Origin of the sequence: Mycobacterium angelicum (genome assembly GCF_002086155.1) — a bacterium.
Classification (GTDB): domain Bacteria; phylum Actinomycetota; class Actinomycetes; order Mycobacteriales; family Mycobacteriaceae; genus Mycobacterium; species Mycobacterium angelicum.
In genome coordinates, this window is the sequence record NZ_MVHE01000071.1 from 1 (window position 1) to 23,900 (window position 23,900).

The 23,900-nt window shown below is 65.9% G+C and carries 14 protein-coding genes and 1 pseudogene; 9 read left to right on the top strand and 6 right to left on the bottom strand.

Features of this window, described 5'->3' with window-relative positions; translation table 11 throughout:
• The first annotated feature begins 440 nt into the window (after positions 1–440).
• The 6 genes from BST12_RS24835 (at position 441) to BST12_RS24860 (ending at position 9,010) form a co-directional block, all read left to right on the top strand.
• The gene (locus tag BST12_RS24835) at positions 441–1,022 is read left to right on the top strand and encodes an FKBP-type peptidyl-prolyl cis-trans isomerase (protein ID WP_083115897.1); all 582 of its coding nucleotides are present in this window, start codon (positions 441–443) and stop codon (positions 1,020–1,022) included.
• A gap of 920 nt (positions 1,023–1,942) precedes the next feature.
• Positions 1,943–2,974 carry a polyprenyl synthetase family protein gene (locus tag BST12_RS24840; protein ID WP_245850558.1) on the top strand — a complete coding sequence of 344 codons (1,032 nt, stop codon included), beginning with the start codon at positions 1,943–1,945 and terminating at the stop codon, positions 2,972–2,974.
• Entirely contained in the window at positions 2,971–4,239 is a 1,269-nt protein-coding gene (locus BST12_RS24845; RefSeq protein ID WP_083115898.1) for a hypothetical protein, read from the top strand. The genes BST12_RS24840 and BST12_RS24845 overlap by 4 nt, the downstream gene beginning before the upstream one ends.
• Before the next feature lie 71 nt (positions 4,240–4,310).
• Positions 4,311–5,252, top strand: a complete 942-nt coding sequence (locus BST12_RS24850) for a fatty acid desaturase (RefSeq protein WP_245850560.1) — start codon at positions 4,311–4,313, stop codon at positions 5,250–5,252.
• Entirely contained in the window at positions 5,243–6,058 is an 816-nt protein-coding gene (locus tag BST12_RS24855) for a methyltransferase family protein (RefSeq protein WP_083115900.1), read from the top strand. The genes BST12_RS24850 and BST12_RS24855 overlap by 10 nt, the downstream gene beginning before the upstream one ends.
• 69 nt (positions 6,059–6,127) lie before the next feature.
• Positions 6,128–9,010 (top strand): MMPL/RND family transporter, encoded by a 2,883-nt coding sequence (locus BST12_RS24860; RefSeq protein WP_083115907.1) that lies wholly within the window; start codon positions 6,128–6,130, stop codon positions 9,008–9,010.
• On the opposite strand, the gene BST12_RS24865 is transcribed toward BST12_RS24860, so the two are convergent.
• A complete protein-coding gene (locus BST12_RS24865; protein WP_083115901.1) occupies positions 9,011–10,804 on the bottom strand; it encodes an adenylate/guanylate cyclase domain-containing protein in 1,794 nt (597 codons plus the stop codon).
• A 449-nt stretch (positions 10,805–11,253) separates the two neighbouring features.
• On the opposite strand from BST12_RS24865, the gene BST12_RS24870 reads away from it, so the two are divergent.
• A complete protein-coding gene (locus tag BST12_RS24870) occupies positions 11,254–12,687 on the top strand; it encodes a B12-binding domain-containing radical SAM protein (RefSeq protein ID WP_211281356.1) in 1,434 nt (477 codons plus the stop codon).
• A gap of 24 nt (positions 12,688–12,711) precedes the next feature.
• Here BST12_RS24870 and BST12_RS24875 read toward each other — a convergent pair whose 3' ends face one another.
• The 3 genes from BST12_RS24875 to hrpA form a co-directional block, all read right to left on the bottom strand.
• Positions 12,712–13,059 carry a WhiB family transcriptional regulator gene (locus tag BST12_RS24875; protein WP_083115909.1) on the bottom strand — a complete coding sequence of 116 codons (348 nt, stop codon included), beginning with the start codon at positions 13,057–13,059 and terminating at the stop codon, positions 12,712–12,714.
• Between the two features lie 277 nt (positions 13,060–13,336).
• On the bottom strand, positions 13,337–14,878 hold the full coding sequence (locus BST12_RS24880; protein ID WP_276028785.1) for an FAD-dependent monooxygenase: 1,542 nt from the start codon (positions 14,876–14,878) through the stop codon (positions 13,337–13,339).
• A 136-nt stretch (positions 14,879–15,014) separates the two neighbouring features.
• Positions 15,015–18,914 carry an ATP-dependent RNA helicase HrpA gene (gene hrpA / locus BST12_RS24885; RefSeq protein ID WP_083115903.1) on the bottom strand — a complete coding sequence of 1,300 codons (3,900 nt, stop codon included), beginning with the start codon at positions 18,912–18,914 and terminating at the stop codon, positions 15,015–15,017.
• A gap of 118 nt (positions 18,915–19,032) precedes the next feature.
• On the opposite strand from hrpA, the gene BST12_RS24890 reads away from it, so the two are divergent.
• Complete coding sequence (locus BST12_RS24890) at positions 19,033–20,406, top strand: PPE family protein, SVP subgroup (RefSeq protein ID WP_083115910.1); 1,374 nt, start codon at positions 19,033–19,035, stop codon at positions 20,404–20,406.
• 40 nt (positions 20,407–20,446) lie between these two features.
• Positions 20,447–21,511, top strand: coding sequence for a YihY/virulence factor BrkB family protein (locus BST12_RS24895; protein WP_083115904.1), 1,065 nt, complete (start codon positions 20,447–20,449; stop codon positions 21,509–21,511).
• 3 nt (positions 21,512–21,514) lie between these two features.
• On the opposite strand, the gene BST12_RS24900 is transcribed toward BST12_RS24895, so the two are convergent.
• Positions 21,515–22,456 carry a carbohydrate kinase family protein gene (locus BST12_RS24900; RefSeq protein WP_083115905.1) on the bottom strand — a complete coding sequence of 314 codons (942 nt, stop codon included), beginning with the start codon at positions 22,454–22,456 and terminating at the stop codon, positions 21,515–21,517.
• A gap of 12 nt (positions 22,457–22,468) precedes the next feature.
• A pseudogene (locus BST12_RS33690) lies at positions 22,469–23,900 on the bottom strand (PE family protein); the annotation flags it as partial.

Here is a 23,900-nt window from a genome sequence, read left to right on the forward strand (position 1 = left end):
CATCACATCGAAGAATCACACGACGACGTCGTACACCACGTCCCTGGACTTGACCTCGCCGCCCCCTCGCACTCCCGGTGGTGAGCATTCAGCAGGAATGTACCGCACGCGTTGTGTGAACTCTTGCTCTTAAAGAAGCTGCACTTTGTATGAATTCGAAATGCGTTGTATTCGTTCCGGTCGCTTCGTCCTGCTCCGAAAAGCCCTCGCCCACAGTTGGTATCACCCTGATTCCCCGGGCTTCGACGCACGAGCCTAACGGGCAAGATTCGAACGCCCTTCCAAATCGAGCGGGTGCGCTGCTTTCGTGGTCCCTGCCTCCGGCATCCGTTCAGCAAAAGCGAGGGCGTTATAGATCGGCATCAGCTGCGGTTGCGCTCGATGCCGGACCGTCGCTGTGATAGAAACGCCCTGATTGCGGGTTACCGGTCGCGGGCGTAATGACTAGCGGTAGCGTGACGGTCGTGAAATTCTCCTGGCGGCATTCCTCTGTCGTGCTCGCGGCTTGTGTCGCGGCGACGGTTCTGACGATCGATGGATCGGGCAAGGCAGATGCGGCCGGGTCGTGCCCGACCGCAGCCGCGCAGAACGGCGGCACGCCTGACTGGACATTAGCCGGCACCACCGGGAGCATCGCGGTCACCGGATCCACGGATACAACGGCTCCGATCGTGAAGGTGACGACACCATTCAGCGTGGCCCAGACTCAGGTGCACACGTTGCACGCCGGAGCTGGACCAGTGGTCGCGGCTACGGCCAAAGTTTCCGTTTGCTACATGGGCGTCAATGGACGTGACGGGTCCGTGTTCGACAGCAGCTACGAGCGGGGCGCCCCGGTTGACTTCCCTCTTGGCGGAGTCGTCCCGGGCTTTCAAAAGGCCATCGCGGGACAAACGGTGGGGTCCACTGTTGCGGTCGCGATGACCTCCGCGGATGGCTACCCGAACGGGCAGCCCCGCGCGGGGATACAGCCGGGCGACACGCTTGTCTTCGCGATCAAGATTCTCAGCGCCTCAAGCTGAGCGAGGACCCGTCCGGCGGCCCTGGCAGCCGCTGAATCATGTTGTGGTCCCGCAACTTCGGCGAATGAACCAATAGCGGGCGCCGCGAGGTGCCCACTCTGCACGCCATGCGTACTCCCCCACCCATTGTGTGATGCTGCTCACAGTGAACGGTTGATACGAGTACGCGGCGTCGTCCTCGCGAAACAGAGCCGCAAGGGTCATCTGGGACGCCTCCCTCCCGGCTTAAAGCGTCGTGCATCTTGCGCGAATGCCAAAAGCATTGCCATGCAACGGGCCTGCGTCGAGACATGGTCGTCGCGTCTGCGCCGATGTGCGCAACGTCAACGGCGCGGCCTACATTGGCGGCCGGAAGTGGCCGAATCCAACCTACGGAGCCGTAGCTTCAGCAAACAACGCAACCTACGGATTCGTACCTTGAGACATAGTTGACAAGTGTTATAGTCAAACAGATTTGTATTTCGGCGGCGCCGACAAACTCCCGATGGGCACGGGGAGTAGACGGCGCCTACGCTTTGCGGCGTATCAAACTGTTGCCGGTCTGACGAGGAATGTCGCTGGCATCGCTGTACCCAAAATCGTTGTATGACACCCACTTACGACGGTCTCGTGCGGCATTTGGTCGATGTCGCTGCCGTGACCGCCGACATTTGACGCGGTTCTCGGGTGTGTCCACCGAACGGTGGACAGAAGGCTAAACCGACTGGTGGAGAAGGTATTTGGCTGATCGCCGGATGTTCTGATCCGCGACAGGTCTGCAGTATTGATGTAGGTAGACGATCTAAATCGACAGGGGGGCAATGCATTATGCCTGCATGTCATCCATGGCGATTTGTCCGGCGAGTTGCTGAGGCGCCGCGCCGGCCAAACGCACGTCGGGTACAAGCTGTTCATCAAGCCGGGTTGGAAAGTTGATCCCCATGCAAACGACGCAAACGATGTCCGTCCAGCAAACTTGCGAACCCGTGATTTGGCGGCGCCGGGGCGCGGACCCCATCGCGGATCAGCTGGCGCTGGTCAGCAATCGGCTGCGCGAAATCCTGCTCAGCGATGGCAGCTTCAGCTCTCTCTATCGGCACATCCTGGCGGCCCCCGGTAAACGCGTGCGGGCAGGTCTGGGCCTGGCCTGCAGCCGTCTACAGCCTTCGGCCGCCACCGTGTCGTTCGCCGATACGATCGACTTAGCCTGTGCCATCGAGATGTTCCACGAATCGTCGCTGATTCACGACGACATCTGCGACGGCTCGTCGTTGCGGCGAGGCGCCCCATCGGTACCCGCCGCCTTCGGCGTCCGCACCGCCGCCCGGGCCGGATTCCACCTGGCCGGCATCGCCTTACAAACTATGTCGCGGGTGCTGGCCGACAACGCGGCGATGTGCACACGCCTGGGCCAAGCCCCCGGCGTCACCTACTTTGATCAGCTCTCGGACCTCTCCTTCGGCCAGCTCATCGAGACATTGCCGCCTTCGGTCAACGAGGCCGCGCTGCGTCGCCATTACCAGCGCGTCGCCGTCGCCAAGACCGGTACCCTCTTCCGGCTGGCCTGCTCCTACGGGGGCACGGCCGGCGGAGTCGACCCGGACGGACTACGTGCACTGATGCGGTATGCCGACCAGCTCGCCCTTGCATTTCAGATCATGGACGATGTGCGCGACGTCGAGGGCGACCCTGCGCTCGGTAAGAACGCCTGCAGTGATCTCGACCGCCGGGTGCCGACGTGGCCGGTGATCGAATGGCTGGCCATCCGGCCTGACGCTCACGAGCTGTGGCTGTCGGGGCTGACTTCCAGCGTCACGTTGCAGGCCAGCCTGGTGAACAGCGGAGCAACCGAAGCCGCCCGCAACTTCGCCGTCGGTGCCGCGGAGGACGCGTGGCGTGCGCTGGAGATCTTCCCCCCGTCGCTGGCCCGCGAACATCTGCGCGAGCTCACGGTGCAGGTGGTCGCACGATGAGCGGTGGACGGCTTGGCGAGCTGGCTTACGGACTGCGGTGCCTGCGACGCCCACCGAATCTTGCCTCGATGCGGGCGGCCCGATCACCCGATCGGCTGGCCCGGCTTGCACTGGTCCCGGCGGCCCGAAACCTTGGTGTTGCAATCGGTTTCCTGCCTGCCCACCTGCGCGCCGAAGCTACCGCCGCCCTGTTCGCCTGCCGCGTGCTCGACGCCTACGAAGACCTCATGGATCCTCGGCTGGCCGGCGCCGCCGTGCGAACCGCCGCAAGCTATCTCACCGGGGTCACCGCTACCCCCCCGCCGCCGTTGCATGCGGCCGTCGTCCGCGGCAGCGAAGCTGTCGACCAAGTGCTGGCGGCGCGGATTCTTGATGTACGTGCCATGGTGTCAGCGCTGCCTGATGACGGGCGGCAGCGAGTCGGGCGGATGCTGGACGACGTCGCCGGAGTGATGGCCCGCAACCTTGAAGTGGCCTTGCCGCGGTCGACATACAGCGAGGGCGTGCTCGGGCGAGTGGCGCGCTACGCCTGCTCGCTCATCGCAGAAGGCGCCTTCACCGAGGCCGATCTGGCCGAACTTGCCGGATGCATCGGCATCACAACACAACTGGCCAACGATCTGCGCGACGGGGAGCTGGCGCTTTACGGCGCCGGTGACCGCGGTGAGCTTACCCGTGCGGTCCTGTTGCGCCTGCTTGTTCCGGCGCTGGGCAGCCTCGCCCTCCTGGCCCGCCTCGGACCTCGTGTGCCCAGCCGCGGTGCTCGAATCGCAATGGCGTACATGGCCATTACGACCACCGCCTTCTTATGCGGCGTGGTCGGGGCCCCGGCCCCCTACCGGCGACGGCTACGCCTCGGTGCGTCCGTGCTGGCGGCACGTTCCCCCGCGCACTGGGCCCTGATGATGAAACGGGTGCGGTGCTGCGCGGACGCAGCGATCCACCTGCTGCTTGACGCCTCGCTCGAACTCGGTGTCGGGCCGGGGCCGGCCCCTGAGGTGCTCAGCCTGGGCGGCGCTTCGATGTCACCCTCGTTGGGGCCGTTGACAATTGACCTCACCTTCGCGTTGGTAGCGGCCCTGCCGGAAGAGGCGATGTCCGGTGAGCTGTCCGGTCAGCATAAGCGCCGGATGATGATCGCCGATCACCTCGCCTTCGGCGCGATAGAGCGGGTCCCGCCCGGTGACACCGATGCCATGCAAGCACTCGCCACCCAATTCCAGCTCGCTGCCCTTGAGATGACTAGCCAGAAAGGCCGCCAGTGACCATTGCTTCACCAGTCCCAGACAACGGAAAACTCGACACGGCAAGTGGCACGACACCGTTCAGTCGCCGGGTGCTTAAGCTCGAGCACCCGGCGAATGTCGGCCCGCTGCTGCATATCGTGTGCTGGATCGGGCTACTGGCTTTTGGTCTGGCAATGCCCGTCGCCACCAAGTGGTACCTGGCGGTGCCGCTGATCGCAGTCCTGTCGCTGTTGAACTTCTCGATCACCATCGGCATCTTGCACATGCACACTCATCGGCCACTGTTCGTGTCGCGGCGGATGAACAGGATGCTCGACCTGTTGTGCTGTATGCCGGCCGCGCTAACGGCCGCCGACATGTACGAGGTGCATGTCATCAACCACCACCGCTACGACGACGGACCCGGGGATATCACCACCACCGCGGGCCGTGAGCACGGGCTGCGCGCCGTCTGGTACTGGGTGCGCTACAGCTCGATCGTCAAGAACCACACTGCCCGAACGCTTTTCGCGGCGAATCTGTCACCGACCCGGCGCATCCGACGTCACCAGTTCGTATTCGACTTCACGCTGATCTCGGTACTGATCTGGACGACTTTCCTCACCACCGATCCGGCCCGGTTCGCGCTCTTTTACTGGATCCCGTTCCTCGTCACGCAGGCGACCTCGGGCTACTTCGCGTGGCTCACACACGGCCCGGCAAGAGTCTTTGAAGACGACCCGAGCAAATCGATGAACACCGTCGGAAATTGGCTCAACTTCTTCATCTTCAACCAGGGCTACCACAGCGTGCACCATCGCTACCCGGGCATCCACTGGTCCCAGATCCCCGACAAGCTGGACTACATGCGGCAAGTCGAGCCCAGCGTCATCGTGCCCTACTGGATGACCCTGACCTCGAGCTGGCGCCTGCTGATACCCGGAGGCTTCCTGGACGCGCCGCACGGTGAGCGGTGGAAGGCCAAGCTAGAGAAGCGGATTGAGCAGGGCGCTGTCCGCTCTCGGTACCTGCCGTGGTTCGCATGGGTTTGATCGCACCCCAACAGATGCGGGAAGTGCTGTTTGATCCGCGCCGGTTGGTCCCGTTCATACTGGCCTTCGCCGGCTATGCCTTCGCCGGGGTGACAGTACCGCTGCTGTTGCTTTTCACCGGCCGCTGGTGGCTGCCCAAGACGATCGATGTCGGCCCCCACCTTGGCACCGGACCGTCTCTTGTCATCGATGTTGTCCTGCTCGCGCTATTCGGCTTGCAGCACTCGGGCATGGCCCGGACATCGGTCAAGGCGTTCATTACCCGCAGGGTGCCGCAAGCATTGGAACGCACCGTCTATGTCGTGATGACCAGTCTTGTTGTGTGGTTGCTGATTTTGGGCTGGCGGCCTCTGCCGGTGCGGATCTGGTCGGCCAACGGCGTCGTCGGAGCGGCTCTGGACGCCGGATACTGGCTTGGCTTCGTGCTGGTCTATGCGGCAGCCCTGCTGCTGAACCACTTCCACCTGCTCGGTGTCAGTCAGGCCTACCGCCGCTATGTGACTCGGGCATCAGATGCCACGGTCGACCCGCTGCGGGTGCACGGACCCTATCGCCTGGTGCGCCATCCGCTGATGACGGGGTTGTTGCTCTGCTTCTGGTGTGCCAGGGACTGCACGGCCGGACATCTGCTCTTCGCCGGCGGCATGACGGGCTATATCTTGTTGGGCACCGTCTTGGAGGAACGCGACCTCGTCGCTCGATTCGGTGCGGCGTATAGCAGCTATGCTGCCCGCGTCCCAGCTTTCTTTCCCCTGCGTCCGTTAGGGATTCGTGTCACTACGCGCCGTGCACCCGGACGGATCTGAGGTATCGGCTGCATGCTTCGGATCAAGCAGCAGAGCCTCGTCTCGAGGCTGCGGACACGGCTCTCCGGGATGGCCGACATACGGCCCAGCGCGTGGGACGCCCTCGCCGGGTTCGCGAGCCGGTACGCGATATTCGTCGTCGGCTTCTGGGTCGTCGCCGCCGGGGTCGGCACTCTGGTAGTGCCGCAAGTGGAAAGCACCGCTCGTACCCACGCTCAGGGCTTCCTTCCCGCTGGTGCACCGGTCAACATCGCGGGCGCTCGAATGGGCGCGCAGTTCCAGGACGGCAATGGCGGCAACCTGAACTACCTGGTGTTGGAAGGTGACCAGCCGCTTGGAGCGCCGGAGCGGGCTTTTCATGACCAGGTGCTGGCGAAGCTGCGCACCGATCATGCCGACCTGGAGTCGGCCATGGACCTGTGGTCGGACCCGATAACCGCCAAGGGCGCGCTGAGCGCCGATGGCAAGGCGGCGTACACGATGCTGCGGTTGACCGGCGATCTCGGTGCGGCGCACGCGAATAAGGCGCTTAACGCGGCGCGACGGATCGTCGCGAGCGTGCCCGCACCGCCGGGCGTGCACGCATATGTCACCGGGCCAGGGGCCACGATTGCCGACGAACTCGGCGCAATTGACGAACAGATGCTGCTGATGACTTGTGTGACAGTCATTCTCATCGCCCTGCTGCTTTTCGCGGTATATCGATCGGTGATCACCGCGGCGATTCCGCTCATGACGGTGGGTCTTGCGCTCGGGGTTGCCCGATCGATCGTTTCCCTGCTTGGTGAACGCGATGTCTTTGAAGTGTCCATCTTCTCGGTAGCGCTGTTGAGTGCGATGGTGCTCGGTGGCGCCACCGATTACGCAATATTCGTGATCGGGCGCTATCACGAGGCACGACGCGACGGCATTGGCCACGAGCCTGCGCTACGCTGCGCCAACCGCAAGGTAGGACCGGTGATCGTCGGATCGGCGCTCACCGTGGCCGCTGCCCTGTCCTGCTTGACGTTTGCCGACGTCGGCATGTTGCGCAGCGCCGGGTTGCCCTGTGCCATAGGCATTCTCACCGGGATGTTTGCCTCCCTCACCTTGCTGCCCGCGCTGATCGCTCTCGCCGGGCGCTATGGGCTTGCCCAACCTCGCAAGCTGAACCGGCCGGCCGGCCGTCGCTGGCGGCGAGTGGGCACAGTCGTCGCCAGGTGGCCCGGTCCGATGCTGGTCGCGTCGGCTCTGGTGCTGGCCGTCTGTGCATTGCCCGTCGCCGGTTTGCAACTTGGGTTCGACGAGATTGCCGCGCAACCGGATTCGACCCTGGCCAACCGCGGATACCAAGCCATGAACCGCCACTTTCCGCCGAACCGGTTACTGCCGGAGATTGTGGCCATCAAGGCCGACCACGATCTACGAAACCCCGCCGGACTCATCGCCATCGAACGCGTGACCCGCAAGCTAATGGAAATTCCGGGCGTCACCATGGTCCAATCCGCTTCTCGCCCAGAAGGTTCCATTCCCGACGAGGCCACCTTCACCAGCCAGGCCGGCACGATCGGCGACCAGCTGGACGACGGAATCGCCAAGCTCGACCAGCGCCTGACCGCTGTCAACCGACTTACCCCGACGCTCGCCCAGTTCTCCACAGCGCTATCCCGGCTGCAGGCAGGGCTATCGGGCGGTGTAGCTGGACTTGGCGATCTCAATTCCGACACCAGCGGCATGGGTGCCGGGATGCGGCAGCTCAAAGACGTGCTGGCGCAGGTATCCACAGACCTCGACCCGCTCCGCAGCTTCACCGACGGCAACCCCAATTGCCCGAATGATCCCATCTGCTCGCTGGTGCTCAAGGTCGTCACACCGATGGATTCGCTTGTCGTGGCGACGAATTCACTCGATCATGGCGCAGCACGACTGAACGCCGGCACGGCCCGTACCGCCAAGGCGCTCACCAGCGCAGAGCAGTCGGTAGGGACCATGCGGTCCTTGGTGGCACAGCTCAGTTCGATGACCGCCCAAATCACCGATGCCGTTGGGGATACGCGCACCACATTCGGCGATCTCACCGGGTACCTGCGCGACATCCGGCGAGACTTCCAGAACAGCGGTGAGGGCGGGTACTACCTACCGCAACGAGCTTGGGCTGACCCGAGGTTCCGGCGCGCGGCGGATCTCTACTTCGCCCCGAGTGGCCAGATGACTCGGCTGCTGGTCTATGGCGATGGCAGAGTATTCGGCGCCGACGGTGCTCGCAGGTCGCCACAGATCGTCGCCGCGGTAAAGGAGTCGACCAAGGAAGGCACCCTGGCCGGAAGCACCACGGAAATCGCCGGTTTCGGCACCGGTACCGCCGAATTGCGTGGCTATGTGCACAACGACTTCCGGTTACTTGCGACGGTGGCGCTTGCGTTGGTGTTCCTCATCGTGCTCGTGATGCTGCGGAGTCCGGTCGCCGCGGCGGCAGTGATCGGGACGGTCGTCGCGTCGTACCTGTCGGCGCTGGGCATCAGCACCTTCATCTGGCATGACCTGCTGGGTGAGGATATGCATTGGGCGGTGCAGTCCATGGCCTTCATCGCGTTGGTCGCAGTGGGCGCCGACTACAACCTCCTGTTGACCATGCGGATGCGCGAGGAGGCCGGCAACCGCGGCGTCAACCGAGCCGCACTGCGCACCGCGACGATCCGCGCCTTCGGGGGCACCGGCGGCGTCGTCACCACGGCGGGCATCGTCTTCGGAGTCACCATGTTCGCGATGCTGTCCAGCGATGTCCTCACCATCGAACAGGTCGGCTCCACCATCGGCGTCGGCCTCATCATTGACACGCTCGTGGTGCGCACCTTTGTGGTGCCCGGGATCGCGGGGGTATTGGGCCAGTGGTTCTGGTGGTCGCCGCCGGCGTTCCTGCTGCAGCCACTGCGGGCGTTGCGGGCGGCCAGGAGACGAGGTCGGGCTGCGTAGCTACCGACGATTCAATAGGCGCACGAACTCCACGGGCTCGGCGAAACCCTTGAGCGCGACCGTTTCCCGGCGCTGGGGCACGGCGGACAATAGCTCCCGAACCGCGGGATCGGCGGCTACGACCCGAGACAGCACAATGTCCGCGCCGGCGCTCTGGCCCTGCAGGCGTGCGGCCATGTTCACCGTCGACCCGAAGTAGTCAAGGCGGTCGTTCAACGTCACGACCACGCTGGGGCCGGCATGCACGCCTACCTTCAGTACTAGGTCGCGACCCACAGTTTCCGACGAGGCGATACCCGCCTGCATGGCAAGCGCGGCGCGCACCGCTTGCGCCGGATCGGTGAAAGACGCCATCACCGCGTCGCCAATCGTCTTGACCACCGCGCCCTCGTGCTCGCGCACGATCGCGGCCAGCAGCGTGAAGTGCTCGCGCACGAGGTTGTACGCCGTGGCATCGCCGACCCGTTCATACAGCGCCGTCGAACCACGCAGGTCGGTGAACAGGAGCGCAACCTGGCTGACGCCCGCATCGTCGCCCGGCCGCAACGTCGCCTCGGCGAACAAATCGCGAAAGGCCTGCAGCGAAATCACTTCCGGTGCCCTCAGTGCTTGGCGTGTCCAGGTTCGCTCCTCGATCAACGCCGCCAGCTCGAAGTCGGCGTCGTTCACGAAAGTCGCGGTTCCCGGTTCGTCGCCGGGATACGTCTGCACACCAGACTTGGACACCCGCAGGCTCGGAAACGCACCGGACTCGTAGTCCACATTGACCGAACCGCTGGGATGCAGCGTGCGCAGACGATATGAGCCCGGCGGCAGGTCGACAGCCACCGTGCGCCGCTCCCCCGGGCGCAGCAGCATCTGCACGGCGACATGTGGTGTCTCCATCGGGCCCGACAGACAGAAACGGTCGCTGGGCAGCGGGCGCACCGTAGGGGACGGCGCGAACGTCAGCTCGACGTTGCGTTCGAAGTCGCGGTCGTAGTCGATGTTGCACGACGAACAGTGCGCACCGTGGGGTAACTCGGCGAGCGTAGCCACACTGACCTTGGCGCCGCGGCAGTTGGGACAGAGCAAATCCCACTTCATACCGAGTAGGCCCGCCTTGACGCCGGCAAGGCAGGCCTCGGTCGCCGCGCGCGGGGGTACGCCGAGTTTGCTTGCCAGCGTCTTGGGCCGCAGATGGGTCAGATCGGCCGCCATGCCCTGCAGCACGTGGTCGACCAGCTGCCCGCCGAGACCGTTGCCGTAGGGGTTGCGGTCTAACTCGCGCATCATCGCGGTGGCCCGCTCGCGGGCACCGGGTGGCAACTCTGGCTGCGACAACACGAAAGGTGTCAGGCGCTCGGGCTCATGATCGCCGCGAGCGAAGGCGACGGCCTCCAGCACACGCCTTTGCACGTTCTCGCCCGCCTGCGTCGCAAGGCGCGCGCCGAAGAGCCGGCCAACCAGGCTCAGCGGCTCCCATTCGAGCGTGTAGGTGACGCGTGAGACCCCGTTGCCGGCCGGCTCGAGATCGAAGACCGGGCCGAAGCGGCGGAATGGCCCCTTGGTGAACACCCGCGACTGGCGGAAGTGTCGGCCCGAGATCCATTCGTACGGCTTTTCGTCCCACTCGAGGACGAAGCCGGCCGCCTTGCCCCGGCCGCGGCGCCGCACCGTACCGTTGGTTTGCGGCGACTCGTCGAGCGCGTAAGGCGGTAGGCCCATTGCCTCGTTGAACCGGTTGGTATCGGCCAGCAGCGGCCACAACTGATCCGGCGGCAGGTTGAATGTCCAGGTCCACGTGCGACGCATCGACTCCGAACTCTAAACCCGTGATCCGACGGGTGTGTCTTGCATCGCCCGAGAGCCGTAACAGAAATGTCATGAGGAAGCGGGCTGTCGCGCGGTCGTCGAATCCGCGTGGGCCGCCCCGCAGGCTTGGTGGGGCCCACTGCAGGCCTGGCGGGCGTGATTCCGGCGGTATGCGAAAAGCGATAAATCCGAGACATCCGGGGCTTAAGCTAGCTGACACTTCCAGCCGTAGTGGACGCAAATTGAATTGGGGGTGTGCGGCTGCTTCCCTGTCCCCCGATCGGTGGACATGAGATTCATCCAAAACAACCGCCGATCGGTTGATAAGGCAAACCAATGATGAGAGAAAGATCTAGCCTAGCGGCATCGGGCATATGTAGGCGACTCGTATGGCGGCACTGAACGCGGACGTCGAAGATTAGAACCTTATTCGTCCAGGGAGGGCAAACGTGACGATTCTTCTTGTCAATCCTCCCGGCGTCCGCGAATACGGGCGCTCCTATGTTGCCGAACAGAAGCTCGGCGATCCGCGGTTGTATGCGTCAATGCCGATGGAGCACCTCGGGTTGATGTCGATCAAGGCATATGCCGAGGCGCAAGGACTCGAAATCGCCAGTGTCAATGGATTGGTCGCTGGGCATGGGTCCGTCGAGGAGACGTGGGCGGCAATGCAGAATGCCGTTCGCTCCACCGGTACGCCCCGGCTTATCGGCTTTTCGTCCATCGATACGTTTCCCGAGGTGCTCTGGTTAGCGCAGCGCGCGCGACAGACCTGGGACGGCGTGCAAATCGCCCTGGGAAATGCGATCGCGACACTCAACTTCGAGCGCGTCCTGCGCGAGCACGATTGCTTCGACTTCATCGTCGTCGGAGACGGAGAGGTCGCTTTCACCCAGCTGGCTATGGCCATCGCAAATGACGCCGCGGTGGAAAACATCCCGGGGATAGCCCGCCGGAATGAGCAGGGACGGGTCGTCTACCGCCCTGCTCCGCTGATCGACCTCGACGATTTGCCTCGCCCGGCGCGCGACGAGTTGCCCACCGTTCTTGCGGATGGTTTTGCTGCCTCCGTATTTTCCACCCGCGGATGCCCGTATCGGTGCACGTTTTGTGGCACCGGAGCCATGTCAGGCATGTTCGGCCGCGATAGCTATCGGGCCAGGTCGGTCGACTCGGTAGTCGACGAGATCGAATATCTCGTGTCGGACTTCGACGTCAATTTCGTCTTGATCAGCGACGACCTGTTCGTCTCGAAGCATCCCAGCTCACAGCAGCGCGCCGCTGACTTTGCCGACGGCATCCTGGCGCGTGGGATCGACATCAATTTCATGCTGGACATCCGGCTGGACTCCGTTGTCGACCTGGATTTGTACAAGCACCTGCACAAGGCGGGTTTGCGCCGGGTGTTCATCGGCTTGGAGACGGGTTCATACGATCAACTGCGCGCCTACCGCAAGCAGATTCTCAATCGCGGCCAAGATGCCGCGGAGACGATCAATGCTCTGCAGCGCGTGGGCATCCAAGTCATCCCGGGCACCATTATGTTTCACCCGACGGTGCAGCCTGAGGAGTTGCGGGAGACCGCACGCCTACTGCGGGCCACGAAGTATACGAATGCCTTTAAGTTCATCGGCCGGATCCTGCCGTATCCGGGAACACAGCTGTACCAGGAATACGCGGACGCGGGTTACCTCACCGACGAATGGCCGCTGGGTAAATGGGACTTTGTCGATCCGGAGGCCGCGCGTGTCTACCACGACGTCGCCAACCTGATCGGGCCTAACCCGGAAGTCACCTTCGATGAAGCCGAGGCGTTCTTTCTTTCCCGGCTTGATGATTGGGAGAACGCTATCGCCGGCCGAGTGGCCGAAATGGCGAGCTAGCGCTTTTTCCAGGCCGTAATAGACCTACCCGATAGAACGGATTTTGCGCTTGTCGAAGTAGTCCGACCACGAGACTACCTCGGGATTTTCCTTGAGCAGTGCCCTGCGCTGGCGCTCGGTCATACCGCCCCAAACCCCGTATTCGACCTTGTTGTCGAGGGCATCGGTTGCGCATTGCTGCATTACCGGGCAATGCCGGCAGATAACCGCGGCCTTACGTTGCGCGGCCCCCCGCACAAACAGCTCGTCGGGATCTTTGTCCCTGCACAACCCCTCCGAAACCCACGCGCGATCCTCTGCGCTTCCCGCGGGCAATGGACTGTTTGCAGTCACGAGGTTAAGTCGCCGCACGGCCGGTCGTGTTCCTGACACCGAGGTGTTCCCTTCTTCCCGGCCGCACTGTGCGGCCGCCTCCCCTTGGTGAAGAGCGACGCTGCCCACCTTGCCCGCTCGATGTGACTTGGCTCTCTTCGGACCCCAAGGTAACCGGTTGGACACGGATTGCGCAAGAGTTTTCTGGTACTTACGTACCGTACTTCGCTGACGCCGGGTTACCGGCCAACCTCCGGGCGTCGCGCCAGCGTGTCCAAAACGCCCCATTCGACCTGCTCACCGCAGTGCATGCCCCCGGACGCTACCGATCCGGCGCTCATCGATGAGGCGCTGTCTTCCTTGCTTCCTCGGCATCGGTCCGCCGAGATAGGCGCGGGCGAGCCGTTGGCGCCGGCGGCCCGACCCAGGTAGTCAGAGCCTCGGTCAGTCCGGCGTGCGATCCGTTCCCCACCCACGCGACGTATCCGTCTGGCCGGACGAAAACGGCGGCCGGAGCGCTGACCGTACCGAGCACCGGCAGATCCCAGTCGCCGACATACTTCACGTCGAACAACCGGACTCGGTCCGCCCAGGCAGGGACGTCGAGGTCGCCGGGCGCGCCGAGATTGAGTAGGACCGGGCGGGCATCGTGCAGGAGCGTGGATACCCGCATTCGCCCGGTGGCGGCGTCCAGGTCGAGGTCGGGCATGCGGCGTCCGAGCAACGGATGTCCGGCACCCAGGTCGTATCGGATATCCAGACCCGACATCATCCCGGCCAAACGCTTGCGCGGCTCATCCATGCTCAGCAGCTCGGACATGGTGTCGCGCAGGGCCGTGGTCCGGTCGTCCAGGTGGCGAAGCAGCGCCATCTGCGCCATCGTGTGGCGCAGCACGCGCGCGGCGACCGGATGCCGTTCGGCGTGATAGCTATCCAGCAGGTCGTCCGGCGATGTCTGGCCAACCACCTGGGCCAGCTTCCAGCCCAGGTTGACGGCATCCTGCACGCCGGTGTTGAGACCCTGACCCCCGATGGGGTGATGCACATGCGCGGCATCGCCGGCTAGTAGGACCCGGCCGTTCCGGTAGGCCGCGGCCTGACGCGTTACATCGGTGAATCTGGAAATCCAAGTGGGACTGTGGACTCCGTAGTCGGTTCCGTAGACCTCGATCAGCGCCTCGCTCAGGTCGCCCAACGTGACCTCGCCCGAGGGCCCGAGGTGCCGCTCGGTCACCATGACCCGCACCGGCCCCGAGTCGGACTTACTGAGAGCATGGACGCCCAGCATGTCGTGGCGGATGCCCCACTCCGGCGATTGATCACTGGCACAGGGTATTTCGGCTTCGGCGAGCAGATAACTCGTGGTCGGATCCCATCCTGGAAAGTCAATGCCGGCGCCTCGGCGGATCACGCTGCGTCCGCCGTCGCACCCGACGAGATATGCCGCGCGCATGAACTGCCCGTCGGACAGTTGAACATCCACGCCGGCGCTGTCCTGGGCGATACCCGTCACCTCACGCCCGTCGTATATCGGCACCCCCAGCTCCGCGACCCAGTCGGCCAGTATTCGCTCGATGTGGTTCTGCCACAGGGCCAGGCCGTAGGGATGGCGGGTGGGAAAGTCGCTGAGGTCCAGGCGAATTTGGGAAAACCCCGCGATTTGTGCCACCTGCCCCTCGGCCAGGAAGCGATCGGCGATTCCGCGCTGTTCGAGGATCTCGATGGTGCGCGCGTGCAGACCGCCGGCGCGCGAACCGCTGAATTCCCGGCTGGTGCGCCGCTCGACAATCGCGGCGTCGACCCCGGCCAACGCCAACTCGCCCGCCAGCATCAGTCCGGTCGGACCCGCGCCGACGACGATTACGGCATGCTCGCACAACACCCCCACTTCGCAACCCCCGATGCAGTGAATTATGGTTCCGGCCAATGATTTTGCGCCATGACCCCGCCCTTGCCGCAAGCCCCCCGGTAGCCGGTAACATGAGAGTGGGAAAACTTTCCGATACCCTGCCCGCTCAACTACGGTTCTGCACTGCGTCGATCGCCCGGTAAATGCGTTGCTCGCTGACCGGACGGGGGGTGCCCAGTTGCTGGGCCCATAGGCTCACCCGCAACTCCTCGATCTGGAGGGCGATGTCGTGCACATCGGCGCCTGCCCTTCGGGCCGGGGACAACGCCCGCACGAGTTCGTCGTAGGCCCGCTGTACGGCGGCCACCTGCCGCATCCGCTGCTGGTCGGCCTGGATCGCCTGGGGCAGCCTGTCCAGGCGGCGCCGGATTGCCGTCAGGTAGCGGGTCAGGTCGCCGAGACGTGCCGGCCCCGTGGCGGTGACGAAACCCGCCGGCAGCAGCCGGTCGAGTTGTGCGCGCACGTCGGCGATCGCCTCGGCCAGTGCGGGCGGCGGCTGGGCCGGTATAACCAGTTGCACCTCCTGTACCGCGGAGAGCACCTTCTCGACGCGACCCAGCACGTCGATAGTCGTCGGAAGCAGGTTCTCCGCCACTCGATCGCGCAGCGCCGCGAACTCGTCACGAGTCCACACCGGCCCGCGCGCCAGCGCGTCCACCGCGGCATCGGCGCAGTCGTCGAGCAGCGCAGGCAACGAGCCGTCCGGATTCGTGCCGAGCACCAGCCGGGTTCTCGGATTAAGCTGCCGCTCAATTGCTTTGATCGGTGACGGCACACTCAACCGGAGCAGCCGTCGCACGCCAGGGCCCATCGCTTCGTCCTGTTCGGCCGACGTCGCGAACACGCGGACGCCGACGGTGGTGCGCACGTCCACGTACGCGGGAAAGCCGCGTACGGTACGTCCGCTGACCGTGCGCTCGACCACCCGGGGCAACTCGTCCAGGTCGTCGGGCCAGCCGCGCAACCCGTTTCGTTCCAGTTGCCCGGCCACCGCGTCGGCGACGGCATCCCGGGCCGGCGTCGCCAATCGCTCCTGCAGCGCTGCGAGATCCTTGCCCCGGGCCACCTCGGTCCCGTCGGCGGACTGGACGGCGAACGTCATCCGCAGATGCGGCGGCAGCTTGTTCACATCGAAGGCGTCGATGGGCACCAGAATGCCGGTGCGACGGCGTAATTCGCGCTGCAGGGCATCAAGTAGCGACTCCCCCTCCGGGTCGATCCCGGTCAGCACCGCCCGCGCGGTATCCGGGGCCGGAACGAAGTTGCGGCGCAGCTCTTTTGGCAGTGAGCGGATAAGCGCGGTAACCAGCTCTTCGCGCAAAGCCGGTACCTGCCAAGCGAACTCGTCACCACCCAAGCGGGCGAGTACGTCGATCGGTACGTGTACCGTCACGCCGTCGTCGGCGGCTCCGGGCTCGAACCGATAGGTCAGGGGCAGCGCGATGTCGCTGATCTGCCAGGTGTCGGGCCGATCGGTGTCGGCGGCGTTGCCGGTATGCAGCAAGTCCTCGCGGGTGAAGGTCAGCAGATCCGGGTTGCGGTGGCGCTGCTTTTTCCACCACCCGTCGAAGTGTCGCGCCGAAACCACCTCGGCGGGGATGCGGGCTTCGTAGAGCGCGTACACCTCGTCGTCGCTGACCAGCAGGTCGCGCCGCCGAGCGCGTTCCTCCAACTCCTCGAGTTCACCGCGCAGCCGTGCATTGTCGCGAAAGAAGTGGTGACGCGTTTGCCAGTCACCCTCCACCAGCGCGTGCCGGATGAACAACTCCCGCGCCACCGCCGGCTCGACGCGGGCGTATCCCACCCGGCGGCGGGCAACCAGTGGCAGTCCGTACAGCGTCACCCGCTCGTAAGCCATCACCTCGCCGCGCTTTGCGTCCCAGTGCGGTTCGCTGTAACTGCGCTGCACAAGCTCTCCTGCGACCCGCTCCACCACCTCGGGCTGAATCCGGGCGCCGGTCCGTCCGTACAGTCGGCTGGTTTCGACCAGCTCGGCTACCACGACCCAACGCGGCGGCCGCTTGGTGAGCACCGAGCCGGGCGCGAGCACAAACCGCGAGTTGCGCGCACCCAGATATTCGCGCGTGTCCTCCCGGCGCATACCCACGTGCGACAACAGTCCGGCCAGCAGCGCCGCGTGCACCGACCCCACATCGGCCTGCTCATCGGATTCGTTAACCCCTAAATCGCGGGCGATGCTGCGCAGCTGACCCACCAGATCCTGCCACTCCCGGATCCGCAGATAGTGCAAGAATTCATCTCGGCACAGCCGACGAAAGCCGTTGCGCGACAGGCTGGTACGTTGCTCACGAAGGTAGCGCCACAGGTTGAGGTAGGACATGAAATCGGAGTTCTCGTCGGCGAACCGGGCGTGCTTCTGCCGGGCGGCATCCTCGCGATCGGCCGGCCGTTCCCGCGGGTCCGGGATCGTCAGCGCCGCGGCCAACACCAGCACCTCGCGCACGCATCCTTCGGTGTCGGCCTGCAGGATCATCCGGCCCAGCCGTGGGTCCACGGGCAACCGCGCCAGCCGGCGGCCCAGGTCGGTGATCGCGCCGTCGCGGTCGAACGCCCCGAGTTCCTGCAGCAGCTGCACGCCGTCGCGGACGCTGCGCTGGTCCGGCGGGTCCAGGAACGGAAAGTTCTGCATCTCACCGAGCTGCAGCGCGGCCATCTGCAGGATGACCGCGGCCAAGTTGGTGCGCAGGATCTCGGGATCTGTGTAGCGGGCGCGGGCCGCGAAGTCCTCTTCGGAATAGAGGCGGATGCACACGCCGGGCGCAACCCGCCCGCACCGGCCGGCTCGCTGCTCGGCGGATGCCTGCGAGATCGGTTCGATCGGCAGTCGCTGCACTTTCAGGCGGCGGCTGTAGCGGGAAATGCGGGCGTTGCCAGGGTCGACGACATAGCGGATCCCGGGCACGGTCAGCGATGTCTCGGCCACGTTGGTGGCCAGCACGACGCGCCGCCCGGAATGGGGCGCGAACACCTTCTGCTGCTCGGCGGTGGGTAGCCGCGCGTACAGCGGAAGCACCTCGGTGTGCCGCAAACCTGTCAAAGCTTCTGCCGTGTCGCGGATTTCGCGCTCGCCGGACAGGAACACCAGGATGTCGCCGGGCGGTTCGGCCTCGAGTTCACCGATCGCGTCGACGATGGCCTCGATCTCGTCACGGGTCTCGGTGCGGACGATTTCGTGGTCGGGATCGTCGGGATCGTCGTCAGAGCCCGAGGCAACCGGCACCTCTAATGGCCGGTACCGGATCTGCACCGGATACGTCCGCCCGGACACCTCGACGATCGGCGCGCCGCCGAAATGCGCCGCGAAGCGCTGCGGCTCGATCGTCGCCGAGGTGACGATCACCTTCAGGTCAGGGCGGCGCGGCAACAGCTCACGCAGGTAGCCCAGCAGAAAGTCGATGTTCAGGCTGCGCTCGTGGGCCTCGTCGAGGATCAGGGTGTCGTAGCGCAGCAGGCGCCGGTCGCGCTGAATCTCGGCGAGCAGGATGCCGTCGGTCATCAGCTTGATAAGCGTGCGGTCACTGACCTGGTCGGTGAACCGGACGGTATACCCGACCGCCTCGCCGAGCGGGCTGCCCAACTCGTCGGCGATGCGCTGTGCGACCGTGCGCGCCGCCAGCCGGCGCGGCTGGGTATGTCCGATGGTTCCGCGAATGCCGCGGCCGATCTCGAGGCAGATCTTCGGCAGCTGAGTCGTCTTTCCCGACCCCGTCTCGCCGGCGACCACGACCACCTGGTTGGCGTTTATCGCCTCGGCGAGGTCGCGCCGCCGCTCGCTGACCGGCAGGTCGGGATAACCGATCGGCGGGACGGCGGCGCGACGGCCGGCGATGAGAGCCTCAGCTTCGGCGATCTGGCCGGAAAGTTGCTGTAGCTTTGCCGGCGTCGCGCCGCGCAGATTCTTCAGCCGCTTGCCCAGGCGCGCGGCGTCGCGAATGGCTAGGCCGTCAAGCCGGCTGCGCAACTGCTTGGCAGACGGTTCGGACACTCCGGCAAGGATATCGGGGCCCATCGGGGCCCATCGGGGCCCTGTACCGTGCGTTATCTGCTGCCATCGCCCAGCGGACACCGCCGTGGCGTTCGGCTCACCTATCGGAGGATCGACATTGGACTTCGCATCGCTGCCACCGGAGATCAACTCCGTCCGGATGTACACCGGCCCCGGCTCGGGCCCGATGCTGGCCGGTGCCGCGGCATGGGAAACGCTGGCCGCAGAACTACAAGTCGCGGCAAGCCTGTATGAGTCGGCAATCACCGGACTGACCGTCGGCACCTGGCTGGGTCCGGCCGCGGCGCTGATGGCGGCCGCGATCGCCCCGTACGTGGCGTGGTTGCGCGTCACCGCGACACAGGCCGAGCAGACCGCCACCCAAGCCACCGCAGCGGCCGCCGCCTATGACGCGGCGTTTGCCGCGACGGTGCCGCCGCCGGTGGTCGCGGCCAACCGTCTGCTGCTGGTGGCCCTGGTGTCGACGAACTTCTTCGGCCAGAACACGCCCGCGATAGCCACCACCGAGACGCAGTACGCCGAGATGTGGGCCCAGGACAGCGCGGCCATGCTCGGCTACGCATCGGCATCGGCATCGGCGACGTCGTTGACACCGTTCAGCTCCCCGTCTTCGGTCACCGACTCGGCCGGACCGGCGGGCCAAGCCGCCGCGGTCGCCCAGGCCACCGGCACCTCCGCCGGCAACGTGCAAAGCACGATGTCGAACGTCACCCAGGCGCTGTCGGCAGTGCCCAGCACCCTGACCGGTCTGTCGTCCCCGGCGGCAGCCGGCGACGCCTTGTCGTGGTTGGAGATACTCGACCTGCTGGGCGACTTGAGTGGCATCTTCGTTGACCCAGAACTGGGTGCGGCGGGACTTACCCTCGACGGAACGCTCACCACCGTGGCTCTGCCCTACGACCTCAACGGTTACTACGTCGGTATCCACACCGATGACATCGTCAGTGGCTGGGCGGGAATCGAAAAGTGGCCGGGCGTCGACGCGGCGCCACCGACCTCGTTTCCGGTTGTCACCAGCCCCGCCTCAGCCGTCTCGGCCGGCCTGGGCGAGGCGCGCGCGGTCGGCGCGTTGTCGGTGCCGACGGGCTGGGCCACGGCGGCCCCGGAAATGCGCCTTGCCGCCATGGCACTACCCGCGACCACCATCGGGGCCGCCGCCGAAGCGTCCGGCGCCGGCACCCTGTTCAGCCAGATGGCGCTGGCCGGGATGGCCGGGCGGGCAATGGCCGGGACGACTGTCGGTGGCGGCGGGGGCGCGGGCCGGCGCGAGCGTGAGCGGGTTGGCGTCCCGACCCGTAAACCGGCCGAACCGGTGCAGGGTGAGCCGGCCGAACCGCCGCCAAGCCCGCTACCCGGTGGGCCCATCACCAGCATCGCCGCCGAGCTACGGGAACTGGCCGCCCTGCGTGACTCGGGAATCCTCACCGACGAGGAATTCACCGCGCAGAAACAGCGGCTACTTACCTACTGACTGGGTGTGAATTCGCCGGTCAGCGGGCAATAGATGAGGTATGGCCGCAGCCGCCGACGAAGCGCTTACCGAGAAGAAAAAGCGCGCGCCAGATCCCGACGATCCGAGCAAGCCCGATTCTCCGCAGGAGCTGACCAGAGCATCGTGGTCATTCGTATTGCGAAAGACCATGCACGAGTTTCGCGACGATCAATGCACCGATCTCGCCGCGGCGCTGACCTACTACGCGGTGTTGTCGTTGTTTCCGGCGCTGCTGGTGCTGGTGTCGCTGCTCGGCGTGTTCGGCCAGGGGCAGCGCACGACCGGAGCTTTGCTCGACATGGTCGCCGACCTCGCCCCCGCCGCAGCGCTCGACATGCTGCGCCAGCCCATCGAGCAGGTGGTTGCGAACCCCTCGGCCGGTGTGGCGCTGATCTTCAGCGCGCTGGCGGCGTTGTGGTCGGCGTCGGGCTACGTCGGCGCATTCGGCCGGGCGATGAACCGCGTCTACGAGATCGCCGAGGGACGTCCGGTGTGGAAGCTGAGGCCGCTGCAGTTGATGCTCACGTTGGCGGGGCTGGTGCTGGCCGCGGTGGTAGGCGTGATGCTGGTTGTCAGTGGTCCCGTCGCCGATGCCGTCGGTAACGCGCTGGGGTTGGGTTCGGTCGCTCAGGCGGTGTGGGCGGTTGCCAAGTGGCCGGTGATCCTGGTGTTGGTGACGGTGGCGGTGGCGATTCTCTACTACGCAACTCCCAACGTGCAGCAGCCGAGGTTTCGCTGGCTCAGCATCGGCGCGGCGGTCGCCATCGTGGTGTGGGCGCTGGCTTCGTTTGGGTTCGGTTGCTATGTAAGCAATTTCGGCACCTATAACAAGACCTACGGTGCGTTGGGTGGCGTCATCGTCTTCCTGTTATGGCTGTGGATCACGAACCTGGCGCTGTTGTTCGGCGCCGAGCTTGACGCCGAGCTCGAACGCGGACGGCAACTGCAGGCCGGGATTGTCGCCGAACGAGAGTTGCAGTTGCCGCCGAAGGACACGCGACTGGTCGACAAGAGTGGCGTCGCCGAAGCGAAGGACATCAAACGCGGAAGGTGGTTACGACGCACCCGGGGCCGTCGCTGGTAACGGTCAATTTGCTTGTCTGCCTTGATTGTTCGCAAACCCATCGACTGCATCGAGGTCGTAGGAGCCCGCGTCGGTCCCGATTCCGCCGGCGACGTGAGCGGCGGTCGCGCATCCGAGACGGGCGGCTGCCCGAAGGTCGCGCCCCAGCGCGCGGCCGAGGATGAACCCGGCCGAGAACGCGTCACCGCAGCCGGTGGTATCGACCACGTCTATTGCGAACGCCGGCATTTCGAAGCATTCCTCGCCCGAAACGATCAGCACTCCTTTGCTGCCCTGCGTGACCGCCACGCAGGTCGGACCGGCGGCCAATAGCTGGCGCGCCCCGCTCAGCAGGTCGGGCGCGCCGGTGAAACCCAGCACCTGTTCGTCGTTCGGCAACAGATAGTCGGTGTGCGGCAGGGCATCGGCAACCCATGCAAGCAATCCGGGATCGCCGGCGGCGAGAACGTCGACGGATGTGCTGAGCCCGTTGGTCTTTGCGTACCGAAGCAGTTCGGCGGCCGCTTGGCCGCCGAGGAATTCCGGACCGCCCAGATGCAGATGCGAAGACGTGACGACTTGGTCAAGATCGAGGTCTTGCAGGCCGAACGCGGCGTTGGCGCCGACGCAGTGCCAGGCCGGACGATCCCCGTTGGGCCGCACTGGGATCACCGACGCCGACGTCTGGCTCGCTGATTTCCGAACCACACCACCGACATCGACACCTTCCCGGCTAAGCATGGCAAGCAGGGCGTCGCCCATCGCGTCGGCGCCGACCGCGCCGAATGAATGTACTTGCGCCCCAAGGCGACTCAGGACGACGGCAGTGCCGCCCGCTGTCCCGGCAGGAGAAAGCCTGATCGTCTCGACGAGTTGGCCCTGGGAACCCTCCGGGATGGAGGTGATGCCAACGACGTGGGTGTCGAGGACATGCACGCCGACGACGGCGATCTGAACCTGGTTCATGGCGTCGTCCCGCTACGGCTGACCGTTGATCCCGTTGTCGCCCAACAACGCACCGCGGCGACCGCCGATGCCGCCCGGTGCGGGGGTCGGGCCGGTCAGGTTGGCGCCGCCATTGCCTCCATTGCCGCCGTTGCCGATCACCACAGCGTTGCCGCCGGCCCCGCCCATACCTCCGCCGGTTGATCCGTCTCCGCCGGGGCCCCCCGCACCGCTGCCGCCGAACAGTTGACCGGCCCTACCGCCGCTTCCGCCGGCCCCGCCGATGCTGTGCATGTCGTATCCACCCCCGCCGGTGCCGCCGGCGCCGCCGAAGCCGAACAGCCCGCCGTTACCGCCGTCGCCGCCGGCTGCGCCGTCACCCCCGTAGGTGTATCCACCGGCCCCGCCGGCACCGCCCGGGCCGAACAGGAAGCCGGCGCTACCGCCGTGGCCGCCGGCCCCGGCCGGACCTTGAGTAGCAGATGCGCCCAGACCGCCAGAGCCGCCTGGGCCACCGAGCGCGCCGGCATTGCCGCCGGCGCCACCGGCACCACCCGTGCCGACGCCGAACCCGCCGGCCCCGCCGTCGCCGCCGCCCGCACCGATCAGGCCGCCGAGCAGTCCGCCGCCTCCGCCGGCCCCGCCCGTACCGCCGACCGCGGTTCCGCTGGCAAAGCCGCCTCCACCGGCCCCGCCGTCGCCGCCAGCGCCGAATAGCCCCCCGGCTCCGCCGGCCCCGCCGACTCCGCCGGCCAAGGCGGCCGTGTTATCTGCGAACCCGCCGCTTCCGCCGACCCCGCCGTCGCCGAACCACCAGCCGCCCGACCCTCCGGCGCCGCCGTTGCCACTGGGTGCGCTGCTGAACGAACCCCACCCAGCGCCGCCGGCGCCGCCGGTGCCCAGGAGTCCGGCGGCCCCGCCGGCACCGCCGTTTTGGCTGGGACCACCAGACCCGCCGGCGCCGCCGTCGCCGAACAGGATCCCGCCGGGTAGGCCGTCTTTACCCGTCCCCGGTGCCCCGGGCAAACCGTTAGCGATGAGCGGACGTCCGAGCAAATTCTGGCTTTGCGCATTGACGGCGGTGAGGGCCTCTTGCTGCAGGATATGCAGAGGTGACGTGCTGGCCGGGGCGTTGAATCCGTCTGCGCCCAGCAGCAATCCACCGGTGCCACCGGCGCCAGTGTTGCCCGCCGTGGGGCCCGTTCCGGCATTGCCGCCATTGCCGCCATTGCCGCCATTGCCGTACAGCACGGCGTTACCGCCTACCCCGCCGGTACCGCCCAGCACTGCGCCCTGCCCGCCGGCGCCACCGGCGCCGCCATTGCCCAACAAGATGCCGCTGACGCCGCCATCGCCGCCGTTCCCCGCGATACCTCCAGCCAGTGCCGCCCCGCCGACCCCACCGATCCCGCCGTTGCCGAACAGCAGGGCGTGGCCCCCAATACCCCCGGCACCGCCCTGGGCG

Bases quoted from the DNA above. Each gene is read 5' to 3' on its own strand.
- BST12_RS24835 (WP_083115897.1), top strand. From the start codon at position 441: ATGACTAGCGGTAGCGTGACGGTCGTGAAATTCTCCTGGCGGCATTCC.
- BST12_RS24840 (WP_245850558.1), top strand. From the start codon at position 1,943: ATGCAAACGACGCAAACGATGTCCGTCCAGCAAACTTGCGAACCCGTG.
- BST12_RS24845 (WP_083115898.1), top strand. From the start codon at position 2,971: ATGAGCGGTGGACGGCTTGGCGAGCTGGCTTACGGACTGCGGTGCCTG.
- BST12_RS24855 (WP_083115900.1), top strand. From the start codon at position 5,243: ATGGGTTTGATCGCACCCCAACAGATGCGGGAAGTGCTGTTTGATCCG.
- BST12_RS24860 (WP_083115907.1), top strand. From the start codon at position 6,128: ATGGCCGACATACGGCCCAGCGCGTGGGACGCCCTCGCCGGGTTCGCG.
- BST12_RS24865 (WP_083115901.1), bottom strand. From the start codon at position 10,804: ATGCGTCGCACGTGGACCTGGACATTCAACCTGCCGCCGGATCAGTTG.
- BST12_RS24895 (WP_083115904.1), top strand. From the start codon at position 20,447: ATGGCCGCAGCCGCCGACGAAGCGCTTACCGAGAAGAAAAAGCGCGCG.
- BST12_RS24900 (WP_083115905.1), bottom strand. From the start codon at position 22,456: ATGAACCAGGTTCAGATCGCCGTCGTCGGCGTGCATGTCCTCGACACC.